Source organism: Pseudomonas sp. GNP014 (genome assembly GCF_054344005.1).
This window is the reverse complement of record NZ_JBTGUS010000001.1, coordinates 1,571,466-1,589,282: the sequence shown is the minus strand read 5'-3', so window position 1 is coordinate 1,589,282 and position 17,817 is coordinate 1,571,466. Positions and strand designations below refer to the sequence as shown.

The 17,817-nt window shown below is 61.5% G+C and carries 17 protein-coding genes and 1 tRNA gene; 16 read left to right on the top strand and 2 right to left on the bottom strand.

Features of this window, described 5'->3' with window-relative positions; genetic code table 11:
* Positions 1–73 precede the first annotated feature (73 nt).
* From ACXX9E_RS07280 to ACXX9E_RS07225, 12 genes are all read left to right on the top strand, one after another.
* On the top strand, positions 74–478 hold the full coding sequence (locus tag ACXX9E_RS07280) for an acetyl-CoA sensor PanZ family protein (protein WP_458555235.1): 405 nt from the start codon (positions 74–76) through the stop codon (positions 476–478).
* A 78-nt stretch (positions 479–556) separates the two neighbouring features.
* On the top strand, positions 557–2,782 hold the full coding sequence (locus ACXX9E_RS07275) for an AsmA family protein (protein ID WP_458555234.1): 2,226 nt from the start codon (positions 557–559) through the stop codon (positions 2,780–2,782).
* On the top strand, positions 2,779–3,846 hold the full coding sequence (gene mutY, locus ACXX9E_RS07270) for an A/G-specific adenine glycosylase (protein ID WP_458555233.1): 1,068 nt from the start codon (positions 2,779–2,781) through the stop codon (positions 3,844–3,846). Before ACXX9E_RS07275 ends, mutY begins: the two co-directional genes overlap by 4 nt.
* Positions 3,843–4,115 (top strand): oxidative damage protection protein, encoded by a 273-nt coding sequence (locus tag ACXX9E_RS07265; RefSeq protein ID WP_008024947.1) that lies wholly within the window; start codon positions 3,843–3,845, stop codon positions 4,113–4,115. Before mutY ends, ACXX9E_RS07265 begins: the two co-directional genes overlap by 4 nt.
* A 103-nt stretch (positions 4,116–4,218) precedes the next feature.
* Positions 4,219–4,294, top strand: a tRNA-Phe gene (locus ACXX9E_RS07260).
* Between the two features lie 417 nt (positions 4,295–4,711).
* Complete coding sequence (sbnA, locus tag ACXX9E_RS07255) at positions 4,712–5,686, top strand: 2,3-diaminopropionate biosynthesis protein SbnA (RefSeq protein WP_409202046.1); 975 nt, start codon at positions 4,712–4,714, stop codon at positions 5,684–5,686.
* A gap of 6 nt (positions 5,687–5,692) precedes the next feature.
* A complete protein-coding gene (gene sbnB / locus ACXX9E_RS07250; RefSeq protein ID WP_410055911.1) occupies positions 5,693–6,724 on the top strand; it encodes a 2,3-diaminopropionate biosynthesis protein SbnB in 1,032 nt (343 codons plus the stop codon).
* Positions 6,718–8,508, top strand: a complete 1,791-nt coding sequence (locus tag ACXX9E_RS07245) for an FAD/NAD(P)-binding protein (protein ID WP_458555232.1) — start codon at positions 6,718–6,720, stop codon at positions 8,506–8,508. The genes sbnB and ACXX9E_RS07245 overlap by 7 nt, the downstream gene beginning before the upstream one ends.
* Positions 8,505–9,119, top strand: a complete 615-nt coding sequence (locus ACXX9E_RS07240) for a glutathione S-transferase family protein (protein WP_458555231.1) — start codon at positions 8,505–8,507, stop codon at positions 9,117–9,119. The genes ACXX9E_RS07245 and ACXX9E_RS07240 overlap by 4 nt, the downstream gene beginning before the upstream one ends.
* Before the next feature lie 17 nt (positions 9,120–9,136).
* The gene (locus ACXX9E_RS07235) at positions 9,137–10,561 is read left to right on the top strand and encodes an L-lactate permease (RefSeq protein ID WP_123470631.1); all 1,425 of its coding nucleotides are present in this window, start codon (positions 9,137–9,139) and stop codon (positions 10,559–10,561) included.
* A gap of 29 nt (positions 10,562–10,590) precedes the next feature.
* The gene (locus tag ACXX9E_RS07230; protein ID WP_128614602.1) at positions 10,591–12,069 is read left to right on the top strand and encodes an aminotransferase-like domain-containing protein; all 1,479 of its coding nucleotides are present in this window, start codon (positions 10,591–10,593) and stop codon (positions 12,067–12,069) included.
* 102 nt (positions 12,070–12,171) lie between these two features.
* Positions 12,172–12,519: a hypothetical protein gene (locus tag ACXX9E_RS07225; protein WP_128614603.1), complete on the top strand. Its 348-nt coding sequence runs from the start codon at positions 12,172–12,174 to the stop codon at positions 12,517–12,519.
* On the opposite strand, the gene ACXX9E_RS07220 is transcribed toward ACXX9E_RS07225, so the two are convergent.
* The gene (locus tag ACXX9E_RS07220; RefSeq protein ID WP_458555230.1) at positions 12,516–12,965 is read right to left on the bottom strand and encodes a carboxypeptidase regulatory-like domain-containing protein; all 450 of its coding nucleotides are present in this window, start codon (positions 12,963–12,965) and stop codon (positions 12,516–12,518) included. The genes ACXX9E_RS07225 and ACXX9E_RS07220 overlap by 4 nt on opposite strands.
* A 260-nt stretch (positions 12,966–13,225) precedes the next feature.
* Here ACXX9E_RS07220 and ACXX9E_RS07215 point away from each other — a divergent pair, with 260 nt between their 5' ends.
* From ACXX9E_RS07215 to ACXX9E_RS07200, 4 genes are read left to right on the top strand one after another with little or no spacing between them, the layout of a single operon-like run.
* The gene (locus ACXX9E_RS07215; protein WP_457236991.1) at positions 13,226–14,284 is read left to right on the top strand and encodes a PDDEXK nuclease domain-containing protein; all 1,059 of its coding nucleotides are present in this window, start codon (positions 13,226–13,228) and stop codon (positions 14,282–14,284) included.
* A gap of 60 nt (positions 14,285–14,344) precedes the next feature.
* Complete coding sequence (locus ACXX9E_RS07210; protein WP_458555229.1) at positions 14,345–15,319, top strand: alpha/beta hydrolase family protein; 975 nt, start codon at positions 14,345–14,347, stop codon at positions 15,317–15,319.
* Positions 15,320–15,347: 28 nt separating this feature from the next.
* Positions 15,348–15,761, top strand: coding sequence for a hypothetical protein (locus tag ACXX9E_RS07205; RefSeq protein ID WP_123470626.1), 414 nt, complete (start codon positions 15,348–15,350; stop codon positions 15,759–15,761).
* A gap of 6 nt (positions 15,762–15,767) precedes the next feature.
* Complete coding sequence (locus ACXX9E_RS07200) at positions 15,768–16,220, top strand: hypothetical protein (protein ID WP_186748398.1); 453 nt, start codon at positions 15,768–15,770, stop codon at positions 16,218–16,220.
* A 70-nt stretch (positions 16,221–16,290) separates the two neighbouring features.
* On the opposite strand, the gene gabP is transcribed toward ACXX9E_RS07200, so the two are convergent.
* Positions 16,291–17,682, bottom strand: a complete 1,392-nt coding sequence (gene gabP, locus ACXX9E_RS07195) for a GABA permease (RefSeq protein ID WP_458555228.1) — start codon at positions 17,680–17,682, stop codon at positions 16,291–16,293.
* Positions 17,683–17,817 lie beyond the last annotated feature (135 nt).

Below are 17,817 nucleotides of genomic sequence, written 5' to 3'. Positions count from 1 at the left end.
TCTTGAAATCACCAACGGCAACAGATCGCGGCCTGCTGCGGCTCCTGCATAGCGCTTCACAAACGGAAAAATCATGCCTGTCATCGTTCAAACGCTTGAAGACGCCAGTTCTCAGGATCAGCAGGATTTGCAGAAAATCTATCGCGATGCGCCGCAATGGCTGTTCGCACCGTTCACCGGCGCGGCCGATCTGATCGAAAACGCCCTCGCTGACGGCTGTTTGATTGCCGGACGTTTCAATGATCGCCTGCTCGGTGCCGGGCGCCTGACAAGGCACCACGGCGTTTGGCATCTGTCCCATTTATGTGTGCGAAAAATCACCCGGCGTCGCGGAGTTGCCGAGCGGCTGGTGAACCAAGCGCAAAAAATGGCGTCGCAAGCGGGGGCGGAACTGCGCCTGCTGGCACCCGCCGGACACCTTGAAGCGCAGGCGCTGGCGGCCAAATTGCACGTGCCACTGGAAGTAATAGCGACATGACGGCGCCCCGAACCGGGTGGATGCAGCGCTATACTCCCCGGCTAAATTACGAATTCGACTAACTACAAGGACTCGCCCATGAAAGCGTTCGGCAAAATCCTGGGTCTGGTACTTCTCGGGTTGTTGCTGATCATTGTGGCGGCAGGCTTTGCCCTGACCCACCTCTTCGATCCCAACGACTATAAAGACGAGATTCGCCAGATAGCCCGTGACAAGGCCCACATCGAGCTGACGCTCAATGGCGATATCGGCTGGAGCCTGTTCCCGTGGCTCGGCCTGGAACTGCACGAAGCCAGCGTCGCCACGCTGATCAATCCTGCCGAACCGTATGCCGATCTGCAGATGCTTGGCCTGTCCGTGCGCGTACTGCCCCTGTTGCGCCGTGAAGTGCAGATGAGCGATGTGCGGGTCGAAGGCCTGAACCTGCGCCTGAAACGCGACAAGAACGGCCACGGCAACTGGGAAGACATCGGCAAATTGCCGACTCCCGCCGCACCTGCCGGCAGCCCTGCTCCCGCCAGCGCACCGACTGCCGAGGCCCCCGCGCAGCCGGAAAAACCACCGCAGCCGATCCGCCTCGACATCGACAGCCTGACCGTCAACAACGCCCGCGTTGAATACAACGACGAGCAGACCGGCAAGCAATTCAGCGCCGAGAGCATCCAGCTGAGCACCGGCGCGGTACATGATTCGACCAACATTCCGCTCAAAGCCACAGCGTTCCTCAGCACCAATCAGCCTGTGCTGCGGGTGCGCACCGAGCTCAATGGCGAACTGCGCATCGAGCGCGCCCTGCAACGCTACAAGTTCGAGGACATGAAACTGTCCGGCGAACTGACCGGCGATCCGCTGCAAGGCAAGACCATGACCTTCTCCGCTCAAGGCCAGGTGCTGCTGGATAAAGCGGCGAACGTCGCCGAATGGACCGGGATCAAGATCTCCGCCAACCAGTTGCGCGCACTGGGCGAACTGAAGGCCAATGACCTCGACAAGACGCCGCAGATCACCGGCGGCCTGTCGATCGCCCAGTTCGATCTGGCGAAGTTCGTCGACAGCATCGGTCAGAAACTGCCGGCGATGGCCGAAGGCAGCCTGAGCAAGGTCGAACTGGTCAGCCGCGTGGCGGCCACTCCGACCAGCGTCGCCCTCGACAACATCAACCTCAAACTCGACGACAGCAGCTTCAGCGGTCGCATCGCCGTCGAGGACTTCGCCAGGCAGTCGCTACGCGCGACCCTCAAAGCCGACACCTTTAACGTCGACCGTTACCTGCCGCCGAAGTCGGACCAGGCGAAAAACGCCACGCAAGTGCGTCAGGCCGAAGTCGCCAGCACCGAAGCCGATGCCATGGCCGGTGCCGGTTCCACGCCGCTGCCGGAAAAACCGAGCAAGAGCGCCTGGAGCACCGAGCGCCTGCTGCCGGTCGAGCGTCTGGCCAAACTGGATGTGGATGCCGATCTGACGTTCGGCCAACTGACCCTCGACAAACTGCCGATCCAGAACGCCGCACTCAAGGCCAGCGGCCAGGGCGGTCTGTTGACCCTGAGCAACCTCAGCGGTGAGTTGTATAACGGCGGTTTCGAGGCCAGCGGCACCCTCGATGTGCGCCCGAGTGCACCGGTGTTGAACCTGACGACCAAAATCAACCGTGTGCCCGTCGAGAAAATCCTCGAAAGCCAGGGCAAGAACCCGCCCGTCAAAGGTCTGGTGACCCTCACCAGCAATCTCACCGGCAGCGGCAACAGCCAGCAGGCACTGATCGAAACCCTGAACGGCAACGCCAGTTTCGTGATCAACAACGGCGTGCTGCTCAACGCCAACCTTGAACAGCAGCTGTGCAAAGGCATCGCCACCCTCAACCGCAAAACCCTCAGCGGCGAGCCACGGGGCAAGGACACGCCGTTCCAGGAGCTCAAGGGCAACCTGACGTTCCGCAACGGCATCGCCAGCAACCCGGACCTGAAGGTGCGCATCCCGGGCATGGCGGTTAACGGTGACGGCGATATCGACCTGCGCGTACTCGGCATGGACTACCGCGTCGGCATCATCGTCGAAGGCGACACCAGTGCCATGCCGGACCCGGCCTGCCAGGTCGGCGAGAAATTCGTCGGCATCGAATGGCCGCTGCGCTGCCGTGGTCCGCTGGAACTGGGCGCCAAGGCCTGCCGCGTGGACAACGAACGCCTGGGCCAGGTCGCGACAAAAGTGGCCGGCGACAAGCTCAGCGAGAAGCTCGACGAGAAACTGGGCGACAAAGTCAGCCCGGAACTGAAAAACGCATTGAAGGGGCTGTTCAAGCGATGAGAGCGGAGCAGTTTTCCACGGCGGTGCTGGACTGGTTCGACCGCCACGGCCGCCACGATTTGCCTTGGCAGCAAGGCATCAACCCATATCGGGTGTGGGTGTCGGAGATCATGTTGCAGCAGACTCAGGTCAGCACCGTGCTCAATTACTTCGACCGCTTCATGGCCGCGCTGCCGACGGTTCAAGCGCTGGCTGAAGCGCCCGAAGACGAAGTGCTGCACCTGTGGACCGGGCTGGGTTATTACACCCGCGCGCGCAATTTGCAGAAGACCGCGAAGATCGTTGTCAGCCAGTACGGGGGCGAGTTTCCCCGTGACGTCGAAAAGCTCACGGAGCTGCCGGGCATCGGCCTGTCCACCGCAGGCGCCATCGCCAGCATCAGCATGGGCCTGCGCGCGCCGATCCTCGACGGCAACGTCAAACGCGTTTTGGCGCGGTTTACCGCGCAAGAGGGTTACCCCGGCGAGCCGAAGGTTGCCAAACAGTTGTGGGCGACTGCCGAGCGCTTCACGCCGCACGACCGGGTCAACGCCTATACGCAGGCGATGATGGATCTGGGTGCGACGCTGTGCACCCGCAGCAAACCGAGCTGCCTGTTGTGTCCGCTGGAACGCGGCTGCGAAGCGCACATGCTCGGCCTCGAAACCCGCTACCCGATCCCCAAGCCGCGCAAGGCCATCCCGCAGAAGCGCACGCTGATGCCGATGCTCGCCAACGGCGACGGCGCGATTCTGCTTTACCGGCGCCCGTCCAGCGGTCTGTGGGGCGGTTTGTGGAGCCTGCCGGAACTCGATGATCTCGACGACCTGCAACATCTCGCCGATCAGCACGCGCTGACCATGGGCGAGCAGCAGGCGCTGCCGAGCCTTGTCCACACATTCAGCCATTTCCAGCTGGCCATCGACCCCTGGCTGGTCCAGGTGCAGGAGGCCAGCCACCACGTGGCCGAGGCCGACTGGCTCTGGTATAACCTCGCCACCCCGCCGCGCCTGGGCCTTGCCGCCCCGGTCAAAACCTTGCTCGAGCGCGCGGCCGCCGTATTGAACGCAGGAGAGTCGTCATGACCCGCACCATCATGTGCCGCAAGTACAAAGAAGAATTGCCCGCCCTGGAGCGCGCTCCGTTCCCGGGCGCCAAAGGCCAGGACATTTTTGATCACGTCTCGGCCAAGGCCTGGGCCGACTGGCAAAAACACCAGACCCTGCTGATCAACGAAAAACGCCTGAACATGATGAACGCCGAAGATCGCAAATATCTTCAGGGCGAAATGGACAAGTACTTCTCCGGCGAGGAATACGCCAAGGCTGAAGGCTACGTTCCGCCTGCTGAGTAACCCCGCAAAATCGGGGGTCGGATCGTAAGCGACGGAATTAATTTAAGAAATTTTAAAAAAGTCGTTGACGTAAATCCGAAAAACCCTTTTAATGCGCCCCGTTGCCCAGATAGCTCAGTCGGTAGAGCAGGGGATTGAAAATCCCCGTGTCGGCGGTTCGATTCCGTCTCTGGGCACCAAATACCGAAAACCCTGAATCGCAAGATTCAGGGTTTTTTTATGCCTGCGATTCAGCCACACCCCCCTCTTCGCCCCGTCAGCCCTCCGCTCTCGATACACCTCCCTTCCAGGCTGTACTGAAAAATACCCAAAATCTGTATCTCTCCCTGCATAGACCATTTCGCCACTATGGCGCCAAGCCTTGGCGAGCCAATGACTGGCTCTACTGTGCGCCCCGCAACACTCTGGGCTCCTGCGGCCCTCAGAGCGCAAAACCTGATTTTTTGAATAGATCGGCGTCCACCGAAAGGTCACTTCCTGTCCAGCTAAAAAATCTAAAAACACTCAACAGGCGAACGGCAATTACTGCTTTTCAAACATTCCAGGATGAATGCCGGGCCCCTGCGCGCCCGGCGAAAGAGCGAAACGGACGACGTATGATCAAGCAACTTATCAACGAAGAGAGTTACGTACAGATTGGCGATCTGTGCAGTGCAACGATCCAGCTGAAAATCGAAGGACTGAATCCTGCCGGCTCGATCAAGCTGAAAACCGCGCACGCACTGATTACCGACCTGGAAGTCAGGGGCCTGATCACCCATAAAACCCGTCTGGTCGAGTCGTCTTCAGGGAATCTGGGGGTCGCGCTGGCGATGGTTTGCGCGGCCAAGGGTTACAAGTTTGTCTGCGTGATCGACCCGAACATTTCCGCGCCGAACCGGAAACTGATCCATGCCCTCGGCGCCGAGATGATCATGGTCGATCAGCGCGACGAAAACGGCGGTTTCCTGAATTCGCGCATTCGCCTGATCGAGCAACTGGTGGCCGACAACGCCGACTACATCTGGCTCAATCAGTACAAGAACCCGACCAACCCCCTCGCCCACTATCAAGCGACGGCCCGGTCGATCGCGCGCAGGTTTCCACAAGTGGATTACCTGTTCGTCGGCGCCGGTACCACCGGCACGCTGATGGGCTGCAAAAACTACTTCGCCGAACACCACCCGCACACCAAGGTCATCGCCGTCGATACCGTCGGCTCGGTCACCTTCGGCCTGCCGGGTGGCCCGCGTCATATCCCGGGGCTCGGCACCAGCCGTCGCCCGGAGATTTTCGAACCGGCCGGCATCCACGACTTTCTGTCCATCCCTGAAGAACAGACGATCAAGGTCTGCCGCTGGCTGGCGCAGCGCTACGGCCTGCTCTTCGGCGGCTCCACCGGCACCGTCCTCGCCGGCGTGCAGCAGTGGGCGCCGCACATCCGCCCCGACGACGTCGTCGTGGCGATCTCACCCGACATGGGCGAGCGATACCTCGAAACCATCTACTCCGACGACTGGGTGACCCAGCGTCTCGGCGCTGCGGCGCTGCAACCTCTCTTTCCAGAACCCGCTCTGGCACTTTCGGCGTAAAACACAATGACGACTCAAACCTCGATTCAACCCTTCCATGTGGTGCCCGGCGCTGCGGTCAAGAACATCCTCAACGGCCTGCGCCAGGACGCTATCGAGCTGGTGGCGCAAACCTACCTGACCCATGAGCGTGGCGAGACGGTCAACCCCGACAGTTACTTCCTGCGCTTCCCCGAGCAGCCGGCGAACCGGATCATTGCCTTGCCGGCGGCGATCGTCGACAGCGAGGGCGATCAATCGGTCTCCGGGATCAAATGGATTGCCAGTTACCCCGACAACATCAAATCGGGGATTCCCCGCGCCTCTGCGGTGCTGATCCTCAACGACCCGGACACCGGCTATCCCTACGCCCTTCTTGAAGGCGCACTGATCAGCGCCGTGCGTACAGCAGCGTCGGCGGTGCTCGGCGCCTGGTGGCTCAATGGCCAGAACAAGCGTGCGCCAAGGCTGTCGATCGTGGGTGGCGGGGTGATTGCGCGCAACATCCTCGAAACATTCATCAGCGACGACTGGTCGTTCGACCGTGTCGAAATTCACGACCTCAATACTGAATCGGCCGAAGCGCTGGCAGCGTTCGCTGAGCAGCTCGCGGTGCCGCAAGTGCAGATCGTGCCGCTGGCCGACGCCCTGAGCGCCGACATCGTGGTGTTCGCGACCAGTGCCGGTGAGCCTTACGTCAAAGGCAACGGCACATTCCGTCCGGGGCAGATCGTGCTGAATATCTCGCTGCGGGATATCGGTGCGGAAATCATCGAAGAAAGTTACAACTACTTCGATGACGTGACCCACTGCCTGAAAGCCAATACCTCGCCACATCTGGCCGAGCAGAAGTACGGCCATCGCGACTTCGTCACCGGCACCGTGGCGCAGCTGATTCGCGGCGACCTGCAGGTAAGCCGGGACAAACCGCTGATCTATTCGCCGTTCGGCATGGGCATTCTCGACCTGGCGATCGGCCGTATGGTCCACGACATCGCGGTCAAGGAAGGCCAGGCCGTTGCCATCCCGTCGTTTTTCGGGGAGGAGCGCAGATGGTGAAGGCGCCCCTGCACATCGGCCTGGTGGGTTGCGGCTCGCGCGGCCTGTCGATCTTCGAACGGCTGCTGAGCCTCAGCGATACGCGCCCCGAGCAACCGGTGGTGCTCAATATCTTTGAGCCCAACGTGCACGGTTGCGGCGCGCACTGGCCCGATCAACCGGACTACCTGCTGCTCAACACCGTCGCCGGGCAACTGGGCGTGTTTCCCGATGCGGCAGCCTTCGGCGATCTGCCGCAGGCGCAAGCACGCTCGGGGCCGGACTTCCTGCAATGGTGCCGCGAGCAGAACCTCAAGGTCGATGCCGACAGCGGACTGCTGGCGAGTGAAGGCCGCGAGGTCCAGGCCCAGGACTTTCTGCCACGGCATCTGCTCGGCGCTTATCTGGCCGATGCCTTTACGCGCATTCTGGCGACCGCGCCGCAATGGGTCAGCGTGCGCCTGCATCACCAGGCCGTGACCGCCGTCGACTCGGTCGATGGCAAGCGCTACCGCCTGAAAACGCCAGCGGGGGCCGAAATCACGGTGGACCGACTGATCCTGACGGTCGGCCACACCGGTCGGGTGCAGGCCGCCGATCGCCAGCGCATCGGCAATATCTATCCGTTGCCGGGCAGCCTCGACCGCATCGAACCGGGCGAAAGCATTCTGCTCGAGGGCCTCGGGCTGGGCGCCATGGACACGCTGGCCGCCCTGACCGCCGGACGCGGCGGGCAATACACTCGCCGCGCCGACGCCAGCCACGTCTACCACCCTTCAGGCCAGGAGCCGGTGATCTACGTGCAGTCACGCGACGGCCTGCCCTTCCGCACGCGGCCCAATGGCCTGACCGACTGCCCACGCCATCAAGCCGTGCTCCTGACCCCGGCGCGCATCGACGCGCTGCGGGCCGACGCCAAGGACGGGCAACTGGACTTCGAGCAGGACATTCTGCCGCTCATGCTGGTGGAAATGCGTGCCGCCGCTGTCGCCGTGTTGCACGCTCAATCTGACACCGAGCGGCATCGCGAAGTGCTGAGCCGCCTCAGGACGGTGAGCACGGCCGGGACCGCCGGCGTTGTCGCTTGCGAAGCGTTGCTGCGCGAATACGAAGCCGCCAGTGGCTCGATAGATCCACTGGCGCTGATCTGCCATGCACTGCCCGCCAGTGTGACCGCGCACAACTATCACTCGTGGATCTATCACGCGCTCGAGGCCGACTTGCACGAGTCGCGAGTGGGACGCGGCGAATCGGCGATCAAGGCCGCCATCGAAGTCTGGCGCGATCTGCGTGACCGCTTGCGCCAGGCCGTCGATTTCGACGGCCTGACCGAGGCCTCGCATCGTCAGTTCTATGGCCGGTGGCACAAGGCGATCAACCGCCTCGTGGCCGGCCCGCAGAAGGAGCGCCACGCCGACCTGCTTGCCCTGTGCGATGCCGGTCTGCTGACCTTCCTCATGCCCGGCACCGCGCCAGCGACCGAGCATTACCGCCGCGTCGCCGGCTATGTGCAGGGCAGCGGCGTGATCAACAGCGACTGCGCACCGGTGCGCGATCTCGCGCGCCTGGGGCTGATCCGCCCACGCACCGAAGAGGCAGGCATCGACGGCATCGACGTCGACGCCGCTTGCCACCCCAAATCAATCCGCGGCGAAGCGGTTCGCAACCTCTGGGTACTCGGGCCACTCGCCGAGGGCTCCTGCTACTACAACCACTACGTCACTTCGGCGGGTGCGCCTTCGCGCCTGTTCATGGACGCCCATCGAGCGGCCGCGGCAATTCTTGAAGCAGGAACTCCAGCATGAAACTTTACTACCAGACGCATTCACCCTACGCCCGCAAAGTGCTGGTGCTTGCCCACGAAATGGGGATCGCTTCAAGCCTTGAGGTCATCCACCACGAGACCAGCCCGACCTCGCCGAACGCGACCATCTACAATGCCAACCCGTTGGGCAAGGTGCCAGTGCTGATGCTGCCGGACGACACGGCGCTGTTTGACTCCATCGTCATTTGCGAATACCTCGACGACCTGAGCGACGGGCCGAAACTCATCCCGCCGAGCGGCCCTGAGCGCTACAAGGCGCTGCGTCTGCAGGCCCTGGCGCAAGGCATGTGCGATGTCGGCATCAAGCTGCGCTGGGAAGTCGAGCGCCGTCCGCAGGCCTTGCGTTACCCGGCCTATGCCGACGGCCAGGCCTACAAGCTCAAGGAGGCCTATCGCTTCATCGAGGAGCACATCGACCTCAATGGCCCGATCACCCTCGGCCACATCGCCCTGGCGACCGCCCTCGACTGGATCGCCTTTCGCGAGCTGTCGGACTTTAGCGCGCACCCGCGCCTGAACGAGTGGTATCAGACTTTTTGTGAGCGGACGTCGATGCGGGCGACCGAGTACAGCGGGCAGACTCACGATTAAGTTAAGGAAAACTGTGTATGACTTCGCTCTTGTTGCAAATGTCGCCCATCGGCCTGGTAATCGCGCTGATTCTGGTGATCCGCCGGCCACCGGTGCAGGCCGCGCTGGCAGGCGCTGCGCTGGTGTTCGTGTTGTGGGGGCTGGGCGCTGCCGGGCCGTTTTCCTCGGCCATCACCTCGGCGATCTTTCAGGACACCGCCATTCTGTTTCTCAGCACCGCGTGCGTGATCGTGCCGGGGCTGGCGTTCGTCATTCTGGTCGAGCGCGGCGGTGCACCTCAGGCCATCGGCGCCTGGGTCAAGGAACTGGGCTGGACACCACCGGCGCAGGTCATTTTCATCGTCCTCGGCCTGGCACCGCTGCTTGAAGCCATGACCGGTTTCGGCGTTTCGCTGATCGCCACCGTGCCGTTGCTGATGGGCCTGTTCAGCCGCCAGGCGGGGATGAAAATCGCCCTGGCCGGGATGGTCATCATGCCGTGGGGAACCCTCGGCCTGGCGACGGTGATCGGTGGACTGCTGGCGCACTTGCCCGCGGAAACGCTCGGCAGCCACTCGGCCCTGATCAGTGCGCCGGTGTTCCTCTGCCTCGCCGCCATCGCCCTGTGGCAGGCCGGCATCCGCAGCGTGGCACCGTGGCTCGGGTTACTGCTGGTGACGGCGCTGTTCATCGCCGTGCTGTACTCGATCAACCTGTGGGTCGGCCCGGAAGTCTCCGGCGTGCTGGCAGGGCTGACGGTCGCGTGCGTCGGCCTCGGCATCTCGTTCTCGCAGCGCGGCAAACTGGTGCGCTGGCCGAGTGCGGCCTGGCCGTATCTGGCCCTGCTCGGCGTCATCGTCGCGTCCCGTGCGGTGTTCGTGCTGTCCGGTTGGGATGCGCTGTGGATCATCAAGGGCGAGCACGTGTCGTGGAAACCCTTGGCATCGCCAGGACTGGCGCTGCTGATCGTCACCTTGTTGATGGCCAGCAAACAAAGCGCTGCTAACGGTTTCCCGTGGCGTGCTCTGTTCAACCGGGCGAAATTTCCGGTGACGACGATTTTCCTGTTCCTGCTACTTTCCCAGGTGATGGTCAACGCCGGGTTTCTGGTCGAGGCGCAGCGCACCTTGCAATCGCTGTCGGGGATTTCCCTGGCACCGACCATAGCCTTGCTCGCGGGGATTGCCGGCTACGTCACCGGCTCCAACGTCGGTGGCAACACCCTCGTAATGCCTTCCATCGCGGCATTGACCAGTGAACACGGAGCGTGGCTCGCGGCGATGGTCAACAGCGCCGCCGGCCATGGTGCGCTGGGCTCGCTTTCGATTCTGTCGCTGATCACCGGGCTGGCAGGCGCCAACCGCCAGGAGGAACACAGCCTGATCCGCTTCGCCTTCGGACTGGTTGTGCTGAACATCGTCATTGTTGCTGCAACGGGGGTCGTTTTACTTTACTTTCTGTGAAGTGTTTCCAGAAATGACCAAGAGAACTTATGGACAGGTTTGATTTACCGGACAAGCGCTGGCGAATAGTCAAGGACTGGATCATTCGCCAGATCGACAGTGGTGACTGGGCAGCCGAATCGAAACTGCCGTCAATCCGCACCCTGGCGCGGATGTTTGAAACCAGTATCACCACCGTTCAACGCGCGCTGGCCGATCTGGAGGCCGATGCCTATGTGACAACGGTTGCGCGTGTCGGCTATTTCGTCTCGGCGTCCGGGCAGGCCAAACCGGCTGCCGGTTTCGATTTCTCCAGCGTCACCGTCAACGTCAACCATGCAGTCGTCGCGATGCTGTCCCAAGCGGCCTCGCGCACCACCGCATCGTTGAGCTCCGCGGTCCTGCACAGCGACCTCACGCCTCATGTACTGCTGAACAAGTGCCTCTCCGTGCTGGCCGCCAAGGCTGACAACTCGCTGACCGGGCTGGTTGCACCTCCCGGCCTGCCTGCATTACGTCGACGCATCGCCGGACTGATGCTGACCCGTGGCGTCGTCTGCGGGCCGGACGATGTGCTCGTGACTTCCGGCGACACCATTGCCCTGGAACTGGCACTCGAAGCCGTCGCATCGCGAGGCGCGACGGTCGCCATCGAAACCCCGACCTATTACGGCATTCTGCAAACCATCGAGCGTCTGGGCATGCGCGCCTTGCCGATTCGCACCCACGGCCAGTCGGGCATCGATGTCGATCACCTCGAAGAAGCGCTGAAACAGAAAAAGGTGTCGGTGATCTTTCTCAACCCGACCCTGCAAAATCCACGCGGTTTCATCATGCCCGACGAGACCCGTGCCCGATTGTCACAAGTCGCTCGCGAAGCCGATGTGCCGATTATCGAAGACGATATCTTTTTCGATCTGGTGCCCGAAGCAGAGCGCCCGCGCGCGATCAAGAGCTACGACAGCAGCGGCCAGACGATTTACTGCTCGTCCTTTTCGAAGACCATCGCCCCGGGTTATCGCGTCGGCTGGTGTGTGGCGGGCAAGTATCGGGAGGCCATCCTCGCGCAGATGTTTTCGCGCAATCTGGCGGTGTCCAGCCTTGCGCAAAATGTCCTCAATGAATTTATCGGCCGCGGCTACATGGAAGAACATTGCGCGCGGCTGCGGTCGCAACTGTCCTCACTGGCCAACCATGTCGAAGGGCTGGTGCGCAGCGACTTTCCTGCGGGAACCGTCTACGTGCCGCCGCGTGGCGGGTTCATTCACTGGATCAAGCTGCCCGGGCACACCGACATGGCGGCACTGGAGCGGCTGGCCAGCGAGCGCGGTTGTCACGTTGCCGGCAGCGGGATCTTTTTCGCCGACGGGCATCCTTCCACAGGGCTGCGCATTTGCCTGGGCACCACGCTGTCGCCGGGGGTGATGCAGATTCTCGCGGTGATCGCCGAATGCGCGCATCTTGCCGGCGAGCAGCCGAGCGGGCGTCTGCCACTGGCTCAGGCACGCGAGGACACTGCGCTCTCCTGAGCCTGAGCGGCGGCACGTGTGATCTCGTCAATCTCAGTACCTTTCGATCAAACGCGATCCGCGCTACCTTGGCCGCCCCTTACGGAAGAGGGTCATCTGCTGATGAACCAGAAACGACGCCGCGTAGTCCTGCCTCACCCGCCACCCTATCGCGAAAGCCACCTGTCGAAGTGCCTGACGATCCTGTTCAGCGTGTTTCTGACAGGTCTCGGCGGGCTGCTGGCTTATCTGGTTATCGAGGGGCTGGTGCAAGGCTCCATCACCCTGATCAACCGCGGCGGGCCGGCCATGACCTACACCCTCGCAACCCAACCGCGCCTGTATTGGTTTCACATGGTCTGGCAGGGACTCTTCGCCCTGCTGCTTCTGGCCGCAGGGCCGGGATGGTACTGGATCACACGGCTATCCCGGCCTGCAGCCCCGGCAAAGCGCAAGGTCAAAACGCACTAGCTGTTGTCGTTCCAGTGGAACACCAGATTGCGCGCAGCAGCGCCGCCGACATCGGTGACATCGCGCCGGGTCTCGCCCTTACGCGTGGCCACCACGGTGTATTTGCCGGGTGGCAATTGCACATACACCAGCGGGCCGGTCTGACTGAGGGTCAGTACGGTTTGCCCCGGCGCCTTTTGAATCGTGACATCGACGTCGGCGGTGTACTCGTCCTGCGCACCGACGGCAAAGGTCATGTGCAGGTTGTAGCCTTGGGTCTGCTGTATGGCCTTCGCCTCACCTTCACCGATGCCGCCGGCCAGATAATGGATACCACTCTGTTGTTGCTGCTGAACCTGCACACCCGCGCTGTCGATGGGCTCGAGACTGGCGGCCTGCAACATCACCGGAAACAAAAGTGCAGCCAGCGCGGCGATGGGCAGCATGAATGAAAGAACGCGTTTCATGATGACGACTCCCGGGTTCCTGTAGAACCCAACCGTTACGCCTTTTAGATTTTGTGTATTCGTGGCTGTTTTAGATTGATTGGCACTTGGCGCATGTACGAAAAGGACTACAGACCATTGCCATTCGACGAGGCTTTCAACTGCAACGTCCTGCAACAGCCGTCCCGTCTTCCTTCCGAGATCACCCGTGTTGCCCGACATACCTGCGCGGCGACGCTTGGCATCCTTTTGCGTCTGTTTTCAACAATGCGGAAGATCCGATGAGCCAGCTGAAACCTGCTGACACGCAAGACCCGAAAATCGATTCGTTGCTGGGGGAGTTGGGCGAACTGATTCGCCAGGCGCGGCAAAAAGTGCTGCGTGCCGTCGACACGATTCAAGTCCAGACCTGCTGGCAGATTGGCCGGCATATCGTCGAATTCGAACAGCAGGGCGCGCAGCGGGCAGGCTATGGCAAGCAGTTGCTGGCCCTGTTGGCGAAGGATCTGACGGCGCAGTTCGGGAAGGGCTTTGATGATCGAAATCTGCGCTATATGCGCAGCTTTTATCAGTTGTTTCCAATTTGGAACACAGTGCGTTCCGAATTGAGCTGGAGCCACTATCGGCGGCTGTTACGGGTTGCAAATGAAAAAGCGCGCCATTGGTACATGGAAGAATGCGCCAACCTCAACTGGTCCAGCCGCGCCCTCGATCGCCAGATCCTCACGCTCTACTACGAGCGGCTTCTCATGAGTCCGGACAAGGCCGATGTGATTGAGGAAGCCAGCACCCACATCGCAGCAATGAAATGCACACCACGGGAATTCATTCGTGATCCGGTCATGCTCGAGTTTCTCGGTCTGCCCTCGGCGGGCAAGGTCAGGGAAAGTGGTCTTGAACAAGCCTTGATCGACCACCTGCAAGGCTTTCTTCTGGAGCTGGGCAAAGGCTTTTCCTTTGTCGCTCGCCAGCAACGCATCAGTACCGATGGCGTCGATCTGTATATCGACCTGGTGTTCTACAACTACCTGCTCAAATGCTTTGTGATCATCGACCTCAAACGCGGCAAGCTCAGCGCCCGCGATGTCGGACAGATGGACATGTATGTGCGCATGTACGACGAGCTCAAGCGCAGCGAGGGTGACAAACCGACCGTCGGGATTATTCTGTGTGCCGAAAGCAGCGACTCCGTGGCGCGCTATTCAATGCTCAAGGGCAATGAGCAACTGTTCGCCAGCAGTTACAAGACGATACTGCCGAGTGAGGAAGAGTTACGCGCCGAACTCAATCGCGAACAGGCTTTGATCGAAGAACGCATGCTCACTCAATCCACTGAATAGAATTGTTCCCGCACGCTGTGCGGACTATCGTTGGCAACTTACCCGCCAAGGTCGAGCGTCATGAGCTGTCAGGACACGCCCGCGATGCACCACAGTCAGTCAACGTCGCCGACTTCGACGGCAGTGCAAGGTGAGCCCTTCAAGGAACCCGCCGCCGACGGCTTTGTACTTGGCGGTTTCACATGGCGTCAGGCGTTGCCTGATATCCAGCGCCCGGCGGTCATCATCAACGCGGCCACTTCGGTGCGCTGTCGCCACTACTCACGCTTCGCAGCCTATTTGTTCGGCAATGGGTTCGACGTGATCACCTACGACTACCGTGGCATCGGCGAATCACGGCCCGATTCGCTAAAAGGGCTGCAGGCGTCGTGGACCGATTGGGGCGCACTGGATTTCGAAGCGATGCTCATGCGTGCGCAACGGGAATTCCCCGGGCAGCCAATCGACGTGGTCGGCCACAGTTTTGGCGGTTGCGCGGCGGGGCTGGGCGAATCCGGGCAGGTCATTCGTCGGTTGGTGACGGTCGGTGCGCAGTTCGCTTACTGGCGTGACTATGCGCCCGAGCAGCGTTGGCGGATGTTCGGCAAATGGCATCTGTTGATGCCGCTGATGACGCGGCTCTGTGGTTACTTTCCCGGCAAACGCCTCGGCTGGCTGGAAGACACGCCCGCCGGTGTCGTGCGCGACTGGAGCACGCCCACCGCACAATATGAGCGGCGTCCAAGCGGCCGGGCGCTGATGAAGAAAGCCGGCAGCCTGCCCTTCGCCAACGTTCGCGCCCAGACCCTGGCAATCAGCATCAGCGATGATCCTTACGGCACCATTGCAGCCATCGAACGCCTGCTCGCCTGCTTCAGCAACGCACCGAAAACCCACCTGCGCATCGAGCCGCAGGACATCGGCGAACAACAAGTCGGACATTTCGCCTTTTTTCGCAGCGCATACCAAGCCACACTATGGCCCATCGCTCTGACCTGGCTGCACACCGGCGCACTGGCCCCCGACACACCCGGGCGGACTGTGCCGCGCAGCTGAGCCCTTTCAACGCACGACGGAACACACCATGGCCTCCGCCAACAAACAGCAAAAACGCGCCGCCCGGGCCAAGACCAAGGCCAAGCAGAACCGCACCAAACGCGCCGAAGCGCCGGTGGAACTGGACCCGAACGACGATCGCATCGACTTCGAATCGGTGGACCTGACCGAGCTGTTCAAGAAAATGATCGACGCCGAGAAGATCAGCCAGCAAGCCCTGTGCACCGCGTTCCTCGAAGACCCGTTGCTGGAGCTGGTCTTTGAGCAGGAAGGCGAAGAAGGCGCGATGGACTTCATCCTCGCCGCGCTGATCGAGTACCGCCAGTGGTCGCAAGAAACCGATGAAGCCGGCGCGCTGGCGTGGATCGAATCCCCGGCCTTCCAGGCCGACTATGTGGCGGCGTCCGACGCGATCGCCGCGCAAACCCAACAGAAGAACTGAGTTCCCATGGCATCCCTGAACAAGCAACAGAAACGCGCCAAACGCGCCAAGGCCAAAGCCAAGCACATCCGCATGGTCGGGCGTAAGCCACTGGAGCAGGACGACGATCTCGGCCACCTCGCCGAGCCGATCCCGGATTACACCCTGGCAATGTTCAGCAAAATGCGCGACGCCGAAGCCGTCAGCCGCAACGAGATGCTGCTGACGCTGCTGCGTGAACTGGCGTTCATCATCGTTGACCATCCAGAACTGCTGGACATGGAAAACGCTGAAAACGAAGGCATGGCCGCCACCCACCTGGCCGCCGACATGCTGATCGACTACCGCATGTGGGCCGACGGCATGGACATCGAAACCGCCCAGGCCTGGCTGAGCGAGCCGCAGTTCATCACCGATTTCGGGGTTGCGCTGGATACTTATGGAAAGTCGATGGACACGCAGGAAGACAAGAGCGAATAAACCCCGCTGCCAAACAAAAACGGCCGCTCGTCATCACTGACAGCGGCCGTTTTGCATTACGTGCTACGGATCAGTTGAGCACCACCGCACCACGTTTTTCCAGCTTGCGACGGCGGGCTACCAGCAGGCCGGCAGCCACCACCAACAGGCTCAGCAGGCCGGTCGCGAGGATTTCCACGCGGTGCGCTTCCTGGAACAGCATGATGCTCAGGGCCGCGACGATGAAGATGATCACCGCGTAGGTCAGGCCTGGGAACAGCCACATGCTGAAAACGATTTTCTCGCCACGGGCCATGCGCTGTTTGCGCATACGCAGTTGCGAGAACGCGATCACCAGGTACACCAGCAGCGCAATGGCGCCGGAACTGGCCAACAGGAACTCGAACACCGCAGCCGGTGCCACATAGTTGGCGAAGGTGCAGAGGAACGCTGCGCCAGTGGACAGCATGACCGCCCAGTAAGGCGTACCGCTTTTATTGGTGCGGGTCGACATGGCCGGGGCGTCGCCACGCTTGCCGAGGGAGAACAGCATCCGCGACGAGGTGTACAGCGCCGAGTTCAGGCAACTGGTTACAGCAACCAGCACCACGATGTCGACGATCATCTTGGCGTTCGGGATGCCCATGCGCTCAAGCACGGTCTGGTAGGAGCCCAGGTTAGCCAGCGTAGGATCGTTCCACGGCACCAGGGCCACGACGATGAAGATCGACACGAGGTAGAACAGACCGATCCGCCAGATCACCGAGTTGGTGGCCTTGGAGATCTGCTTGCCCGGGTTCTTCGACTCTGCGGCCGCGATGGTCACGATTTCGGTACCCATGAACGAGAACATGGTAGTCAGGATCGCGCCCAGTACCGCGCCCATGCCGTTGGGCAGGAAGCCGCCGGAGTCGAACAGATGCGAAACACCGCTGACCTGGCTGTTCGGCAGAAAGCCGAAGATCGCCGCAAGGCCGAGGATGATGAAGCCGATGATTGCCAGCACTTTGATCAGTGCGAACCAGAATTCGAACTCGCCGTAATTCTTTACGCTGAACAGGTTGGTGACGGTCAACAACAGGGTAATGACCAGCGCGAACGCCCAGATGCCGACATCAGGGAACCACGCGTGCAGGATGGTTGCGGCGGCGTTGGCTTCCAGTGGAATCACCAAGACCCAGAACCACCAGTACAGCCAGCCGATGGTGAAACCGGCCCAGTGCCCGATGGCACGGTCGGCGTACGTCGAGAAGGAGCCAGTGTCCGGCGAGGCAACGGCCATTTCGCCGAGCATGCGCATCACTAAAACCACCAGGGTGCCGGCGGCGGCGTAGGCCAGCAGCACGGCAGGGCCGGCGGCAGCGATGGCGTGGCCGGAGCCAACGAACAGACCGGCGCCGATTACACCGGCGATCGACAACATGGTCACATGACGCGGTTTGAGCCCCTGTTCGAGGCCATTGGAGCTTGGGGTACTGCTCATCGAAACTACCTTTGCAAGGAAAGCGATTGCGTCCGGCCCGTCTGGCATTTTCTTTCTCGTAAAAAGAAACCAACGGGGCGTTCCTTATTCTGCACGCAAGTTTTGCGCCAAAATGTTTCAAACTCTTCTGTGCCG

Bases quoted from the DNA above. Each gene is read 5' to 3' on its own strand.
- ACXX9E_RS07280 (WP_458555235.1), top strand. From the start codon at position 74: ATGCCTGTCATCGTTCAAACGCTTGAAGACGCCAGTTCTCAGGATCAG.
- ACXX9E_RS07275 (WP_458555234.1), top strand. From the start codon at position 557: ATGAAAGCGTTCGGCAAAATCCTGGGTCTGGTACTTCTCGGGTTGTTG.
- mutY (WP_458555233.1), top strand. From the start codon at position 2,779: ATGAGAGCGGAGCAGTTTTCCACGGCGGTGCTGGACTGGTTCGACCGC.
- ACXX9E_RS07265 (WP_008024947.1), top strand. From the start codon at position 3,843: ATGACCCGCACCATCATGTGCCGCAAGTACAAAGAAGAATTGCCCGCC.
- sbnA (WP_409202046.1), top strand. From the start codon at position 4,712: ATGATCAAGCAACTTATCAACGAAGAGAGTTACGTACAGATTGGCGAT.
- sbnB (WP_410055911.1), top strand. From the start codon at position 5,693: ATGACGACTCAAACCTCGATTCAACCCTTCCATGTGGTGCCCGGCGCT.
- ACXX9E_RS07245 (WP_458555232.1), top strand. From the start codon at position 6,718: ATGGTGAAGGCGCCCCTGCACATCGGCCTGGTGGGTTGCGGCTCGCGC.
- ACXX9E_RS07240 (WP_458555231.1), top strand. From the start codon at position 8,505: ATGAAACTTTACTACCAGACGCATTCACCCTACGCCCGCAAAGTGCTG.
- ACXX9E_RS07235 (WP_123470631.1), top strand. From the start codon at position 9,137: ATGACTTCGCTCTTGTTGCAAATGTCGCCCATCGGCCTGGTAATCGCG.
- ACXX9E_RS07230 (WP_128614602.1), top strand. From the start codon at position 10,591: ATGGACAGGTTTGATTTACCGGACAAGCGCTGGCGAATAGTCAAGGAC.
- ACXX9E_RS07225 (WP_128614603.1), top strand. From the start codon at position 12,172: ATGAACCAGAAACGACGCCGCGTAGTCCTGCCTCACCCGCCACCCTAT.
- ACXX9E_RS07220 (WP_458555230.1), bottom strand. From the start codon at position 12,965: ATGAAACGCGTTCTTTCATTCATGCTGCCCATCGCCGCGCTGGCTGCA.
- ACXX9E_RS07215 (WP_457236991.1), top strand. From the start codon at position 13,226: ATGAGCCAGCTGAAACCTGCTGACACGCAAGACCCGAAAATCGATTCG.
- ACXX9E_RS07210 (WP_458555229.1), top strand. From the start codon at position 14,345: ATGAGCTGTCAGGACACGCCCGCGATGCACCACAGTCAGTCAACGTCG.
- ACXX9E_RS07205 (WP_123470626.1), top strand. From the start codon at position 15,348: ATGGCCTCCGCCAACAAACAGCAAAAACGCGCCGCCCGGGCCAAGACC.
- ACXX9E_RS07200 (WP_186748398.1), top strand. From the start codon at position 15,768: ATGGCATCCCTGAACAAGCAACAGAAACGCGCCAAACGCGCCAAGGCC.
- gabP (WP_458555228.1), bottom strand. From the start codon at position 17,682: ATGAGCAGTACCCCAAGCTCCAATGGCCTCGAACAGGGGCTCAAACCG.